The organism is Massilia solisilvae (genome assembly GCF_024753215.1).
In the GTDB taxonomy this organism is placed as follows: domain Bacteria; phylum Pseudomonadota; class Gammaproteobacteria; order Burkholderiales; family Burkholderiaceae_D; genus Telluria; species Telluria solisilvae.
Window position 1 is genome coordinate 1,317,314 of the sequence record NZ_JANUGV010000001.1, and the last position, 14,597, is coordinate 1,331,910.

The following is a 14,597-nucleotide window of genomic DNA, read 5'->3' on the forward strand; positions in this document are numbered from 1 at the left end:
AAATGAATGCACCTAAAGAAGCGGTCATCAAGATGTACACCAAGGGCGAGGATATCTATCCTCGCGAGGTGAAGGGCCGCTACGCAACACTGCGTTGGCTGTGTGTCTGGCTGACGCAGCTCGTGTTCTACGGGTTGCCCTGGTTGCAATGGAACGGCCGCCAGGCCGTTCTGTTCGACCTGACGGCCCGTAAGTTCTACCTGTTTGGATTGGTGCTGTGGCCGCAAGACTTCATCTACCTTGCGGCCCTCCTGATCATCTGCGCCTACGGGCTGTTCCTGGTAACAGCCGTCGCAGGGCGGGTGTGGTGCGGTTTCGCCTGCCCACAAACCGTATATACAGAAATATTCCTGTGGATCGAACAAAAGATCGAGGGCGCGCGCAGCGCCCGTATTCGTTTGAATCGCCAGCCCTGGAATGCTGAAAAGATTGCCAAGAAAAGCGCCAAGCACGCCGCCTGGGGCGTGGTCGCGCTGTGGACCGGTTTCACCTTCGTCGCCTACTTCACCCCGCTCAAGGCGCTGGTGAACGAACTGGTCAGCTGGTCGTTCGGTCCGTGGGAAACCTGGTGGATCTTCTTCTACGCGTTCGCCACCTACGGCAACGCCGGTTTCATGCGCGAGCAGGTGTGCAAGTACATGTGCCCGTACGCCCGCTTCCAGAGCTCGATGTTCGACCACGACACGCTGGTCATCACCTATGACGCCAAGCGGGGCGAACCGCGTGCGCCGCTCGGCAAGAAAGCCGCGAACGGTGGGGCCGCAGGCGACTGCATCGACTGCTCGATGTGCGTGCAGGTGTGCCCGGCCGGCATCGACATCCGCAACGGCCTGCAGTACGAGTGCATCGGCTGCGCCGCCTGCGTGGACGCCTGCAACAGCGTGATGGACAAGATCGAGAAGCCGCGCGGCCTGATCCGCTACGCGACCGAGCACGCGCTGGTGAACGGCTTGACCAACAAGCAGGCAGCCAAGCGCGTGTTCCGTCCGCGCGTGCTGATCTACACCGGCCTGTTGGGGCTGATCATCACGGCGTTCTTCGGCACGCTGGCGCTGCGCACCCCGCTCAAGATGGACGTGATCCGCGACCGCGGCTCGATGGGGCGCGAGGTCGAGGATGACCAGATCGAGAACGTGTACCGCCTGCAGATCATGAACACCGGCGAGTCGTCGCATCGCTTCAAGCTCAAGGTCGAAGGGCTGGAGGGCGCCAAGGTGGTGGAGAACGACGTGATAGAGGTGCCGGGCGCAACCACGCGCGGTGTCGCAGTGCGCGTGCGTGTCCCCGAACACGCCGGCAAGCACGGCTCGAACAAGATCGAGTTCGAACTGACCGGCATCGACGACCCCTCGCTGCATGTCGAGGAAAAGGCCGTCTTCATTGTGCCCAGATAACCGAAGGAGCAAAGCATGAATCGCAATTCGCAAACCCTGGGCTCGATGCCGCAGCCGCCGTGGTACGCGCAGCGCTGGCCGTGGCTCTTGATGCTCGGCCCAGCCACCGTGGTGGTGGCCGGCGCGTTCACCACGTGGCTGGCGGTCAGCCGTCCTGACGCGCTGGTCGTCGGCGACTATTACAAGCAGGGCCAGGCCATCAACCAGGATCTGCGGCGCGACCGCGTGGCGACCGGCATGCGGCTGGAAGTGCAGATGCGCTTCGACCCGCAGGCAGGGCGCCTGGAAGGCACGCTCACCGCCGCCGGCCGCCCGCTGGGCACGCCGTTCAAGGTGATGCTGGCCCACCCCACCATGCCCGAAAAGGACATGACGCTGGAAGCGGTGCCGGACGCCACCGGCCGCTTCTCGATCGTGCTGCCGGCGCTCGAACGCGCGCACTGGCAGGTGGTGGTCGAAGGTGGCCAGAAGGACTGGCGCCTGGCCCACAGCTGGGACTGGCCGAAGCACCGCGAGCTCGACATCAAGGCCGACGCCCGCTAGCCGCACCGTTTCGCAACATGAGGTTCCTGCGGGGAGCCTGGCCGGCCGCGGTGGTGGCTGCCCCCACTCCCGCCGTACCCGGGTAACGGCCCGGGCCACCCGCAGGGCCTCATCGATGCGAACTTTCCCGCAGGGTGGGCAGATCCTGCCCACGCGTCCAGCCAGCCGCCGCGTCGCTACCCCCGCGATCCCGGCCTGCGTCGTCAATACAGACGCTCTCTCCGTTCCATGTTAGATTCCAAACGGCAATTCCCCATTGCCAACTAACAGAACAACCACTTCCCAAGAGAGACGCCCGATGTCCACCTTCCGCCCGCGCGCCCTGCGCACCGCGCTCGCCACCCTGTTCGTTCCCCTGATGCTAGGCGCGGCCCTGCCGCCGGTTGCGCTCGCCGAGCCGGCCGTCAAAGCGGCGGCCGTCAAGCCGAATGCCGCCTTCAACCTGTGGGCCGACAAGTTCGCCGAAGACTGGGTGCGCCTGAACCCGCAACTGGCGACCAGCACCCAGTACTTCTCCGGCAAGGAACAGGACGCGCTCGACCGCCAGCTGACCCCGATCACCGATGCGCAGCGCCAGAAGGTGCGCGCGCTGGCCCGCGCCGGCATCGCCAGGCTGGACAAATTCCTGGCCGGCCCGCTGGACGGCGACCAGCGCATCTCGGCCGCGACCATGCGCTGGTCGCTGCAAAAGACGGTCGAGGGCGAACCCTTCGAGGACTACAACTTCATCTTTTCTCAGTTCAGCGGCGTGCACGTCTCGCTGGTCAATTTCATGACCCAGACCCACCCGCTGCGCCGCGCCGCCGACGTGGACAGCTACCTGGCGCGCCTGGACCAGGTGGCCACCCGCATCGACGAAGCGCTGGCGCGGGGGCGCGCTGCCGCAGCACGCAACCTGATCCCGCCGCGCGTGATCCTCGAACGTGCCCAGGACCAGGTCAACATTTTCCTCAAGCCGGAAGCGGCGCAGAACGTGCTGGTGACCTCGTTGGACAAGCGCAGCGCCAACTTGTCGGACCTGAGCCCGGAGGCGCGCGCCGCCGCGGTCGCCCGCGCGACCCGCGTGGTGCAGGAGAAGATCATTCCCGCCTACGCCCGCGTGAAGGACTTCATGGCCGAAATCCACCCGCGTACCGGCAATGTGGTCGGCATCTCGCGCCTGCCCGATGGCGCTGCCGCCTACCAGCACTACCTGTCCAACTTCACCAGCACCCGCCTCACCGCCGAGCAGATCCACGCGATCGGCCTGCGCGAGGTCGCGCGGATCGAAGCGGAGATGGACAAGCACCTGCGCGAGCTGGGCTACAGCGAGGGCACGGTCGAAGCGCGCATGAAGCAGCTCGACGCCACCTTCCAGCCCAAGGTGGAGGGCGATCCGCGTCCGGAGCTGCTGGCGCGCTACGCCGGCATCGTCAAGGACGCGCAGGCCAGGAGCGAAAGCCTGTTCAACCTGAAGCCGGCCGCGCCGGTGGAAGTGCGGCGCGAGCCGGCGCTGACCGAGCCATCGGCCTCGGCGCACTATTCGCTGCCGGCGCCGGACGGCAGCCGCCCGGGCATCTTCTGGGTCCCGATGCGCGGGCCGAAGTTCGACATGATCCGCATGCGCAGCCTGTCGTACCACGAGGCGGTGCCGGGCCACCACTTCCAGCTCGCGATCCAGCAGGAGCAGAAGGGGCTGCCGAAGTACCGCGCCAACCGCATCTTCGGCGGCGGCAGCGCGCACAGCGAAGGCTGGGGCCTGTACGCGGAGCGCCTGGCGGTGGAGCAGGGCTGGTACCAGGGCGACGTGCCCAGCCTGTTGGGCGCGCTCGGCTCCGAACTGTTCCGCGCGCGCCGGCTGGTGGTGGACACCGGCATGCACGCCAAGGGCTGGACGCGCGAGCAGGCGATCGACTTCGGCATCAACAAGGAAGAGGTGGAGCGCTACATCGCCTGGCCGGGCCAGGCCAACGCCTACATGATCGGCATGCTGCGCATCCTGGAGCTGCGCGAGGAGGCAAAGACGGCGCTCGGGGCCAAGTTCTCGCTACCGGCCTTCCACGACGTGGTGCTGCGCACCGGCTCGGTGCCGCTGGACGTGCTGGGGGATGTAGTGCACCGCTGGATCGACCAGCAGAAAAACAGCTGAGGCCATTCGCGCCACTGCCGTTGCCCCGTCGTCCCCACGAAGGCGGGGACCCATGCTGAGTTTGCAGCGAGGCGGCTGATATTGTGGCCGCGGGCTCGCACAATCAGCATGGGTTCCCGCCTCCGCGGGAACGACGTATCTTAGGCTAACAAATGAAAAGGGGTTCCGGCTTGCGCGCGGAACCCCTTCGATGTTTCAGCGGCCAGGTTCAGGCCATCGGGCTGCACTGCTCCGTGCCCGCGGCCATGGCCTTGAGCTTGGCCGGATCGAGCAGCGTCACTTCGCGCTTGTCCACCGCCAGCCAGCCCTGCTTCTTGAAGCGCGACAGCAGCCGGCTGACGCTCTCGATGGTCAGGCCCAGGTAGTTGCCGATATCTTCGCGCGACATGCGCAGCTGGAAGGTGTTGGGCGAATAGCCGCGCGCGGCGTAGCGTGCCGACAGGTTGATCAGGAACACCGCAAAACGCTGCTCGGCGCGCATGTTGCCCAGCAACAGCATGACATTCTGCTCGCGCGTGATTTCCTGGCTCATGATGCGGTGGAAGTGGCGCAGCAGCGCCGGCACCTCGCCGAACAGTTCTTCGAGGCGGTGGAACGGGATCTCGCACACCTCGCTGTCTTCCAGCGCGACCGCATCGCAGTAGTGGCGGTCGCCGCTGATCGCATCCATCCCCAGCAGCTCGCCGGCCATCTGGAAGCCGGTGATCTGCGCCTCGCCCGCGGCATTGATGTGGTAGGTCTTGAAGTGCCCGAAGCGCACCGCGTACAGGTTGCGGAACGGCTCGTTCATCTTGTACAGCGGCTCGTCGCGCTCCAGGCGGCGGCGCTTGCCGATGATCTGGTCGAGGCGGTTGATGTCACAATCCTCGAGGCCCATCGGCAGGCAAAGCTGATGCATGCTGCATGCAGCGCAACTCTTCTTCAACGCGGTGACGTTGAGCGTAGTGGGGTCTGCCGAGAACGTGAGCGGTTGGGGCATACGGTAAAAAAAGGTGTGGGATCGAGCAGATTATAACGGCCTCGTGGGCAACCTGCCGGGAAAATTGATTTTGTGCTTGTCTCTCGGGAAACAAAACTGTGGCGAAATCGCCCGGTGGCTTGACAACTTCGCCAGCCTTCTTCGCCGTGTCCGCCGGATCGGAAAATCCGGCAACCGTGCGCGCGGGCGACCATGGTAGATTTTGCACGGGTCGCGCAGAGGAGAGCTCATGTTCGGACTGACGGCGGTGGACCTCGCACGCTTGCAATTCGCGTTCACGATGGCCTTCCACATCCTGTTTCCGGCCATCACCATTGGCCTGGCCAGCTACCTGGCCGTGCTCGAACTGTGCTGGCTGCGCACCGGCCGCCAGGTGTTCCTCGACCTGTACCACTACTGGATCAAGATCTTCTCGGTCAACTTCGGCATGGGGGTGGTGTCGGGCATCGTCATGGCCTACCAGTTCGGCACCAACTGGAGCTTCTTTTCCGAATTCGCGGGCGGCGTTGCCGGCCCGCTCCTGAGTTACGAGGTGCTGACCGCGTTCTTCCTCGAGGCGGGCTTTCTCGGGGTTATGCTGTTCGGGTGGAACCGGGTCGGTCCCGGCCTGCATTTCCTGGCCACCTGCCTGGTGGCCCTGGGCACGCTGGTGTCCGCCACCTGGATTTTGGGCGCCAATAGCTGGATGCAGACCCCGCAAGGCTATGAAATCGTTAATGGCAAGGCGATCCCGGTGGACTGGATCGCGGTGATCTTCAACCCCTCGTTCCCGTACCGGCTGATGCACATGGCCGTGGCCGCCTTTCTGTCGACGGCGCTGTTCGTGGGCGCGACCGGCGCCTGGCACCTGCTCAAGGGCAATGACCAGCCGGCGGTGCGCACCATGCTGTCGATGGCCATGTGGATGATGGCCATTGTGGCCCCGATCCAGGCCGCCATTGGTGACGCGCACGGGCTCAACACGGCCGAGCACCAGCCGGCCAAGGTCGCAGCCCTCGAAGGGCACTGGGAAAACGGACCGCCGGAGCAGGGCATGCCGCTGATCCTGTTCGGCATGCCTGACATGCAGCAGGAACGGACCAAGTATGCGGTCGAGGTGCCGCATCTGGGCAGCGTGATCCTCACCCACAGCTGGAATGGTCAACTCAAGGGCTTGAAGGCCTTCCCGCGCGAGCTGCGGCCCAACGCGCTGATCGTGTTCTGGAGCTTTCGCCTCATGGTCGGCCTGGGCCTGTTGATGATCGCGCTCGGCTTCTGGAGCCTGTGGCTGCGGCGGGGAGGGCGCCTGTTCGGCAACCGTGCCTTCCTCAAGGCGGCCGTGGCGATGGGACCGGCCGGGCTGGTGGCCTTGCTGGCCGGCTGGGTCACCACCGAGGTCGGGCGCCAGCCCTGGGTGGTGTACGGCGTGATGCGTACCGCCGATGGCGCCTCGGCCCACGCGGTGGCGCCCGTCGCGCTCACCTTGCTGCTGTTCGTGGTCAGCTATGTGTTCGTGTTCGGGGCCGGCTTTGCCTACGTGCTGCGGCTCGCGCATAAGGGGCCGCAGCCGTTCGACATGCGCCAGCCGCCCGAGGGCGGGCCCGGCCGCGAGCGTACCCCCATGCGCCCGCTCTCGGCGGCCGAAGAGGGCCCGGACGAGGGCCTGCCGCTGCCGGCCGCCAAGGGCGCCACCGGGAGCTGACCATGGGCGTGGATACTGCCTCGATCTGGGTCGTCATCATCTTTTTCGCGGTGTTCATGTACGTGGTCATGGACGGCTTCGACCTGGGCATCGGCATGCTGTTTCCGTTCGTGCGCCAGCGGCACGACCGCGACGTGATGATGAATACCGTTGCGCCGGTGTGGGACGGCAACGAGACCTGGCTGGTGCTGGGCGGCGAGACGCTGCTGGCGGCCTTTCCGGTGGCCTACTCGATCATCCTGTCGGCGCTGTACCTGCCGCTCATCTTCATGCTGGTGGGCCTGATCTTTCGCGGCGTGGCCTTCGAGTTCCGCTTCAAGGCGCGCGAACACGAGCGGCATGTCTGGGACAAGGCCTTCATCGCCGGTTCGTTCGTCGCGGCATTCTTCCAGGGCGTGGCGCTGGGCGTGTTCCTGGAAGGAATCCCGGTCTCCGGCCGTACCTACGCCGGCGGCGTGCTGGACTGGCTGGCGCCGTTCCCGCTGCTGGCCGGGGCAGGCGTGATCCTCGCCTACGCGCTGCTGGGCAGCACCTGGCTGATCATGAAGACGGAAGGGGAGCTGCACCGGCGCATGATCGAGGTGGCCGCGCCGCTTGCGGGGCTGGTGCTGCTGGCGATCATCGCGGTGAGCATCTGGACCCCGCTGCGCCACCACGACGTGGCCGAACGCTGGTTCAGTTTTCCCAACATCGTGTTCCTGTCGCCGGTGCCGCTGCTGGTGCTGGCCGCGTTGGCGGTGCTGGTGCGCTCGCTCAGGGGCGCGCCGCACCGGGTGCCGTTCCTGATGGCGCTCTCACTCGTGTTCCTGGGCTACAGCGGCATGGCGATCAGCATCTGGCCGCACATCGTCCCGCCCACGATCACCATCTGGGAAGCCGCGTCCTCGCCGTCCAGCCACGGGTTCCTGCTGGTGGGCACGCTGTTCATCATCCCGTTCATCCTGATGTACACCGCCTGGTCGTACTGGGTGTTTCGCGGCAAGGTACGCACCTCGGAGGGCTACCACTGATGCGGCGACGCATGCGCCTGTGGCTGGGCCGCGTTGGCTGGATGACCGCGCTGTGGGCGGGCGGGGTGGCGGCGCTGGCCGCCGTCGCGCTGCTGCTGCGCGTGCTGATGCACGTGGCCGGCATGCACCGTTAACCATTGCACTCCAACCGTGCGCGCCTCAGGCGGGGGACTGGATAAACTTCCCATGTACCTTTGCTAACGGGAGAACAGTCCAGTGCACGTGCAAATTGCGCAACCCGGCCATCGTGATGCAGGCACCGTTGGCGTGCCGCTCCCCCTGTCCGGTGAGGATCAGGCGCGCGCCGACCTGTACGGTCTGCTTGCGCGCCTGCTGTTTGCCCCGCCGGACGCCGGCCTGCTGGCCGCGCTGGCCGCGGCCGAGCCGATTTGCGCGACCGGCGGCGCGCTGCCGCTGGAGCAGACCTGGCGCAAGCTCGCGCTGGCTGCCACTGTCACCGAGGCGGACGCGGTGGCGGACGAGTTCAACGCGCTGTTCGTCAGCATCGGCACGCCCCGGCTCAATCCCTACGAATCGTTCTACCTGTCCGGCTACATCAACGACAAGCCGCTGGCCGACCTGCGCGCCGACCTGGCCGCGCTGCACCTGGCGCGCGCCGGCAACGCCGGCGAGTTCGAGGACCACCTGGGCGCCATGTGCGAAACCATGCGCATCCTCGTCACCGGTGCGCCCGGCCTGCCGCGCCAGCCGCTGGCGCGCCAGAAGTGGTTTTTCGAGCGGCACATTGCGCCCTGGTACGCGCGCTGCCTGGCAGACATTTCCGCCGACGAGCAGGCCAGCTTCTACCGCCTGGTGGCCGCCTTCGCGCAGGCGTTTTTCGCGGTCGAGGCCGAGGCCTTTGCATTCGAGGAGAGCATCGATGACTGAGCAAGAACAGCACGGGGCCAGCGCCGCGCTGGCCGGCCCCGATCCGCAGCGCCGCGGCTTTCTCAAGGCACTCCCACTGGGCGCGCTGGCCGCCGCCGTCGGTGGCGCCGCGTCGGCCGAACCTGTCGCGGCCGCCGCGCCGGCGCCGGCAACGCAAGCCGGCGGCTATCGTGAAACCGAACACATTCGACGTTATTACCGCACCGCCGCCTACTGGTGAGCGCGGCGAAGGAGTGGGCCATGTCCCTGGTGAAGATCACGCGTGAAAGCGGCCTGATGCGCAGGAAATTCCTCGTTGGCGCGGGCGTCACGGCGGGCGCCGGCGCATTGGCGCGGCACCTGCCGTTCCGGGTGATCGAGCCGGTCTCCGCCGCCGACCCGGCGCCGCCGCCGGCCAGCAGCAACACGGTCGTCAAGCACACCGTCTGCAGCCACTGCTCGGTCGGCTGTTCGGTTGAGGCGGTGGTCACCAACGGCGTCTGGGTGCGCCAGGACGCCGCCTTCGATTCGCCGATCAACATGGGCGCCCACTGCGCCAAGGGCGCCTCGGTGCGCGAGCACGCGTTCGGCGAAAAGCGCCTGCGCTATCCCATGAAGCTGGTCAATGGAAAGTACGAGCGCATCTCGTGGGACCAGGCCATCAACGAGATCGGCGACAAGCTCATCGCCCTGCGCCAGCAGGCCGGCCCCGACGCGCTGATGGTCATCGGCAGCAGCAAGCACAACAACGAGCAATCGTATTTGCTGCGCAAATGGGTCTCGATGTGGGGCTCGAACAATTGCGACCACCAGGCGCGCATCTGCCACTCCACCACGGTCGCCGGCGTGGCCCAGACCTTCGGCTACGGCGCGATGACCAACTCGTTCAACGACCTGCACTACAGCAAGGCGGTGATGTTCATCGGCTCCAACCCGGCCGAGGCGCACCCGATCTCGATGCTGCACTTCCTGCACGCCAAGGAGCTGGGCGCCAAGATGATCGTGGTCGACCCGCGCTTCACCCGCACCGCGCGCTTTGCCCACCACTACGTGCGCGTGCGTCCCGGCACCGACATCCCGCTGGTGTGGGGCATCCTGTGGCATATCTTTAACAACGGATGGGAAGACAAGGAATACATCGCCGCGCGCACCTGGGGCATGGAAGACGTGCGCAAGGAAGTGGCCAAGTGGACGCCGGACAAGGTCTCGGACGTGACCGGCGTGCCCGAGGCCACGGTGCGCATGGCGGCCGAGGTGCTGGCCAAGAACAAGCCATCGTCGGTGGTGTGGTGCATGGGCATCACCCAGCACCACATCGGCACCGCCAACGTGCGCGCGCTGTGCATCCTGCAGCTTGCGCTGGGCAACATCGGCGTGCAGGGTGGCGGCGCCAACATCTACCGCGGCCACGACAACGTGCAGGGCGCCACCGACGTCGGACCCAATGGCGAATCGCTGCCCGGCTACTACGGGCTGGCCGAAGGCTCATGGAAGCATTTCGCCAGCGCCTGGGGCGTGGACTACAACTGGCTGCTGTCGCGCTATGGCTCCAAGGAGCTGATGGAAAAGCCCGGCATCACCGTGTCGCGCTGGTTCGACGCGGTCAACGAGCAGAACCAGTACATCGACCAGCCGAGCAACCTGCGCGCCGTGTTCTACTGGGGCCACGCGCCCAACAGCCAGACCCGCCTGCCGGACATGAAGGCGGCCATGCAAAAGCTCGACATGCTGGTGGTGATCGACCCCTATCCGAGCATGACGGCCTCGATGCACGGTCGCGAGAACGGCGTGTACCTGTTGCCGGCGGCCTCGCAGTTCGAGACCCAGGGCTCGGTCACCGCGTCCAACCGCAGCATTCAGTGGCGCGAGCGCGTGATCCAGCCCATCTTCGAATGCAAGACCGATCACGAGATCATGTATTTGTTCGCCAAAAAGTTCGGCTTTGCGGACGAACTGTGCAAGAACATCAAGGTGGTCAACAACGAGCCGGTCATCGAGGACATTCTGCGCGAGATTAACCGCTCGTGCTGGACCATCGGCTACACCGGATGCTCGCCGGAGCGCCTGAAGCTGCACATGGAGAACAAGGCCACCTTCGACCCGACCACGCTGCGCGCCGAGTACGGGCCGTGCAAGGGCGACTACTACGGGCTGCCGTGGCCATGTTGGGGCACGCCCGAAATGAAGCACCCGGGCACGCCCATTTTGTACGACCTGCACAAGCCGGTGATGGAAGGCGGCATGCCGTTCCGCGCCAACTGGGGCGTGGAACACAACGGTTCCTCGCTGCTGGCGGCGGACGGATCGACCAACGCCGGGTCGCAGATCGACACCGGCTACCCCGAGTTCGACCATGTGTTCCTCAAAAAGCTCGGCTGGTGGCAGGAGCTTACGCGCCAGGAACAGGCACTGGCCGAGGGCAAGAACTGGAAGACCGACCTGTCGGGCGGCATCATCCGGGTGGTGATGTCGCACGGCTGCGCTCCCTATGGCAACGCCCGCGCCCGCTGCAACGTGTGGAACTTCCCCGACCCGGTGCCGGTGCACCGCGAGCCGCTGGTCACGCCGCGCCGCGACCTGGCCGCCAAATACCCGACCTACGACGACAAGGCCAATTTCTGGCGCCTGCCAACGCTCTACAAGTCGGTGCAGGACGTCGATTTCTCCAAGGACTACCCGCTGATCATGACGTCCGGCCGCCTGGTCGAGTTCGAGGGCGGCGGCGAAGAGACCCGTTCCAATCCCTGGCTGGCCGAGCTGCAGCAGAACATGTTCGTCGAGCTCAACCCCGACGACGCGGCCCAGATCAACGCCCGCCTCGGCGACTACGTGTGGGTCGAAACACCCACTGGCGCGCGCCTGAAGATGATGGCCATGGTGACCCAGCGCGTGCCCAGCGGCATCGTGTGGATGCCGTTCCACTTCGGCGGCTGGTGGATGGGCGACGACCTCGAGCGCCACTACCCGGATGGCGCGGCCCCGATCGTGCGCGGGGAGGCGACCAATACCGGCTGGACCTACGGCTACGACGCCGTGACGATGATGCAGGAAACCAAGGTGTCGCTGTGCCGCGTGGTACGCGCGTGACGGCCGACAGGACAGGGGAGACGACATGGCTGCCAGGATGAAGTTCATTTGCGACACGGAGCGCTGCATCGACTGCAACGGCTGCGTGACCGCCTGCAAGAATGAGCACGAACTCGCATGGGGTATCAACCGTCGCCGCGTGGTGACGATCAACGACGGCGTGCCCGGCGAGCGCTCGATCTCGATGGCCTGCATGCACTGCACCGACGCGCCGTGCCTCGCGGTATGCCCGGTCGAATGCATCTACCATACCGAGGACGGCATCGTTTTGCACAGCAAGGACCAGTGCATCGGCTGCGGCTACTGCTATTACGCGTGCCCGTTCGGCGCGCCGCAGTTCCCCGGCACGGGCCTGTTCAACCACCGCGGCAAGATGGACAAGTGCACCTTCTGCGCCGGCGGCCCGGAGCCGGATACGTCCGAGGCCGAGTTCAAGAAATACGGCCGCAACCGCATCGCCGAGGGCAAGCTGCCGCTCTGCGCCGAGATGTGCGGCACCAAGGCCTTGCTGGGCGGGGACGCCGGCATCATCGCCGACATCTACCGCCAGCGCGTCGAAACGCGCGGCTATGGCCCCGAGCTGTGGGGCTGGAAAATCGCCTACGGCAAGCCGAAGGGCGGCGGCGAGATCAAAACCAAGGGCGATGGCCCGCGCGAGAACCAGAACCTGAACGACTCGCAGAACGACGTCGGGAGGTTCCCGACATGACCCTCGTCCGACTCGCTTTGGCGCTGCTGCTGCCGGCGGTACTGTCCGGCTGCCTCGAGGTCAAGCAGCATCCGGCGTGGAAAAACGGCCAGTACGCCGGCAAGCACGACGACCGTCAGTTCCAGCGCCTGTTCCACAACGACAAGCTGGCGTGGTTCGCCGCGATCTCGAACCGCAACAGCAAGCAGAACGAATACAACCGGGCCAACCCCTAGCAGGAGGCTGACATGCGAGCTACCAACTTTGCCGTGCGCGCGCTGCTGGCCCTGGTGCTGGCCCTGCTGCTGCCGGCCGCCTGGGCCGGCGTGCCCAACAACCGCGCGCAGCCGGCCTATGCCGAGGAGCAGACCATCATGCAGGCCGAGCAGGGCTCGCGCGCGCCAGAGCCCGGGCTGGCGTCGGGCGAGTCGGGGCGGGTGCACATCGACCGCCACTTCCTAGGCCAATACGGCGCCACCGAGGGCGACGTCATCCTCCAGCGCGGCGGCAACACCTGGCGCGTGCTGCGCAACGGCCCCATCGGCACCACCGCCGGCACCCTGTTCGTGCTGGCCCTGGTCGGCATCGGCCTGTTCTACCTGGCCGTGGGCACGGCGCGCCAGCAGCATCCCGATTCCGGGCGCAAGATCGTGCGCTTTTCCAACTGGGACCGGCTGGTGCACTGGGCCACCGCGATCAGCTTCCTGCTGCTCGCCTTTACCGGGCTTATCATCCTGTTCGGCAAGGTCGTGCTCCGGCCGTGGATGGGCGCGCAGGTATTCTCGGCGCTGGCCTATTTGTCCAAGTACGTGCACAACTTCTTTGGCCCGCTGTTCATCCTGTGCTCGCTGGTGATGTTCTTCACCTTCCTGCGGCGCAATTTCTTCAACCGCTTGGACTGGCAGTGGTTTCGGGAGGGCGGCGGCATCGTTTCGCACAAGCATGTGCGTGCAGGCTTCTTCAACGCCGGCGAAAAGGCATGGTTCTGGCTCGGCATTACCTTGCTGGGGCTGGTGATGTCGATCACCGGGCTCATCCTCGATTTCACCAACATGGGCCAGACCCGCTACATCCTGCAGGTGGCCAACTACTTCCACATCGGTGGCGCCACGCTGTACATCATCGCTGCCATGGGCCACATCTACATCGGCACGATCGGCACCGAGGGCGCCTACCACGCCATGCGCTACGGCACCGTGGACGAGGAATGGGCGCGCCAGCACCACGAGGCCTGGTACGACCAGGTCAAGGCGGGTGGCGCGCCGCCGGTACCGCCGGACGGCGGCCGCATGCCCCCACCGTCCACGCGGCCGGGAGCGGCGACATGAGGGCCGCGATGAGAGTCTTTCCATGGGTATGCAACGCTGCCGCCTGCGTGCTGTTGCTGGCGACGGCGGGCTGCAACCGTGACCACGCGGACGCGGCCGCCGGCGTGCGCCAGACCAAATTCCCCGGCGAGGTGACCGCCGGTGGCGGCACCAGCGGCCAGGTCCTGGCGCGCAACGCCAAACCGACGACCGACGCCACTTACGCCGGCGGCACGCCAGGCATTGCCGGCGGCGCCGGGGGCACCTCCGGCGGCGCGGCCACGTCCGGCACGGTCCAGGAATCCGGCCAGGGGCCCAGCCAGGGCACGTCCCAGCCGGCCTCGGTGGGGCGGCCCGGCACCAGCCTGCCGCCCGGGGACATGGGCAAGCCGGCCACGCCGGCCCCGGAAGCGACCATGGGCGGCGCGGCCACCCACCGCGACACGCAGCAGGGCGCCGCCCCCGGCCAACTGGGCAGCGGAGGAGGCAAGCAATGAAAATCACATCACTGGCGTTCACGCTGGCGTTGCTGGCACTGGGCAGCGTAGCCAATGCGGCGCTGCCGCCGCCCAGCCCGGCGCAGGCGCAGGCCGCCGCCGCCAAAAAGGCGGCCGCCGACGCGCAGGCGCAAAAGGACAAAGAGGCCCTGATGGCGTCGATGGATGCAATCGCTGGCCGTTGGCGGTCGCGCGCCGCCGGCCAGGGCTGGCACACCAACCCGTCGGTTGCGATCGCGGCGCCGGCGACGGCTGCCAGCGCGCCGGCGACCGGCGCGGCACCGGCCAGCCAGCCCGGCGGCAAGCCTGGCCCGGCCACGGCGGCCGTGCCCATTCGCAGCGAAAAACTGGGGACGGCGCCGCCGAGCGCCGACGTCAAGAAAAAACCGTAATCACCACGCACGCCTGGAGAGACC

The 14,597-nt window shown here is 66.6% G+C and carries 15 protein-coding genes; 14 read left to right on the top strand and 1 reads right to left on the bottom strand.

All coding sequences use genetic code 11. From position 1 onward, the window contains the following. Window positions 1-2 precede the first annotated feature (2 nt). The 3 genes from ccoG (at window position 3) to NX773_RS05990 (ending at window position 4,065) form a co-directional block, all read left to right on the top strand. Window positions 3-1,394, top strand: a complete 1,392-nt coding sequence (gene ccoG, locus NX773_RS05980; RefSeq protein WP_258855408.1) for a cytochrome c oxidase accessory protein CcoG — start codon at window positions 3-5, stop codon at window positions 1,392-1,394. Window positions 1,395-1,409: 15 nt separating this feature from the next. Next, complete coding sequence (locus NX773_RS05985; RefSeq protein ID WP_258855409.1) at window positions 1,410-1,937, top strand: FixH family protein; 528 nt, start codon at window positions 1,410-1,412, stop codon at window positions 1,935-1,937. A gap of 298 nt (window positions 1,938-2,235) precedes the next feature. Further along, on the top strand, window positions 2,236-4,065 hold the full coding sequence (locus NX773_RS05990; protein WP_258855410.1) for a DUF885 domain-containing protein: 1,830 nt from the start codon (window positions 2,236-2,238) through the stop codon (window positions 4,063-4,065). A gap of 208 nt (window positions 4,066-4,273) precedes the next feature. Here NX773_RS05990 and fnr read toward each other — a convergent pair whose 3' ends face one another. Next, entirely contained in the window at window positions 4,274-5,044 is a 771-nt protein-coding gene (gene fnr, locus NX773_RS05995; protein WP_258855411.1) for a fumarate/nitrate reduction transcriptional regulator Fnr, read from the bottom strand. Window positions 5,045-5,273: 229 nt separating this feature from the next. Here fnr and NX773_RS06000 point away from each other — a divergent pair, with 229 nt between their 5' ends. The 11 genes from NX773_RS06000 (at window position 5,274) to NX773_RS06050 (ending at window position 14,573) form a co-directional block, all read left to right on the top strand. Beyond that, window positions 5,274-6,725: a cytochrome ubiquinol oxidase subunit I gene (locus NX773_RS06000; RefSeq protein WP_258855412.1), complete on the top strand. Its 1,452-nt coding sequence runs from the start codon at window positions 5,274-5,276 to the stop codon at window positions 6,723-6,725. 2 nt (window positions 6,726-6,727) lie between these two features. Further along, the gene (gene cydB / locus NX773_RS06005; protein WP_258855413.1) at window positions 6,728-7,735 is read left to right on the top strand and encodes a cytochrome d ubiquinol oxidase subunit II; all 1,008 of its coding nucleotides are present in this window, start codon (window positions 6,728-6,730) and stop codon (window positions 7,733-7,735) included. Next, a complete protein-coding gene (locus NX773_RS06010; protein WP_258855414.1) occupies window positions 7,735-7,869 on the top strand; it encodes a DUF2474 family protein in 135 nt (44 codons plus the stop codon). Before cydB ends, NX773_RS06010 begins: the two co-directional genes overlap by 1 nt. 133 nt (window positions 7,870-8,002) lie before the next feature. Then, complete coding sequence (locus tag NX773_RS06015) at window positions 8,003-8,623, top strand: TorD/DmsD family molecular chaperone (protein WP_258855415.1); 621 nt, start codon at window positions 8,003-8,005, stop codon at window positions 8,621-8,623. Then, window positions 8,616-8,843, top strand: coding sequence for a formate dehydrogenase (locus NX773_RS06020; RefSeq protein WP_258855416.1), 228 nt, complete (start codon window positions 8,616-8,618; stop codon window positions 8,841-8,843). Before NX773_RS06015 ends, NX773_RS06020 begins: the two co-directional genes overlap by 8 nt. 20 nt (window positions 8,844-8,863) lie before the next feature. Continuing rightward, on the top strand, window positions 8,864-11,689 hold the full coding sequence (locus NX773_RS06025; RefSeq protein ID WP_258855417.1) for a formate dehydrogenase subunit alpha: 2,826 nt from the start codon (window positions 8,864-8,866) through the stop codon (window positions 11,687-11,689). Window positions 11,690-11,714: 25 nt separating this feature from the next. Then, window positions 11,715-12,398 carry a formate dehydrogenase FDH3 subunit beta gene (fdh3B, locus tag NX773_RS06030; RefSeq protein ID WP_258820473.1) on the top strand — a complete coding sequence of 228 codons (684 nt, stop codon included), beginning with the start codon at window positions 11,715-11,717 and terminating at the stop codon, window positions 12,396-12,398. Further along, window positions 12,395-12,613, top strand: a complete 219-nt coding sequence (locus NX773_RS06035) for a hypothetical protein (RefSeq protein WP_258855418.1) — start codon at window positions 12,395-12,397, stop codon at window positions 12,611-12,613. The genes fdh3B and NX773_RS06035 overlap by 4 nt, the downstream gene beginning before the upstream one ends. Before the next feature lie 12 nt (window positions 12,614-12,625). Then, window positions 12,626-13,705, top strand: coding sequence for a formate dehydrogenase subunit gamma (locus NX773_RS06040; protein ID WP_258855419.1), 1,080 nt, complete (start codon window positions 12,626-12,628; stop codon window positions 13,703-13,705). Between the two features lie 8 nt (window positions 13,706-13,713). Continuing rightward, window positions 13,714-14,181: a hypothetical protein gene (locus tag NX773_RS06045; protein ID WP_258855420.1), complete on the top strand. Its 468-nt coding sequence runs from the start codon at window positions 13,714-13,716 to the stop codon at window positions 14,179-14,181. After that, window positions 14,178-14,573: a hypothetical protein gene (locus NX773_RS06050; RefSeq protein WP_258855421.1), complete on the top strand. Its 396-nt coding sequence runs from the start codon at window positions 14,178-14,180 to the stop codon at window positions 14,571-14,573. Before NX773_RS06045 ends, NX773_RS06050 begins: the two co-directional genes overlap by 4 nt. The last annotated feature ends 24 nt before the right edge of the window (window positions 14,574-14,597 follow it).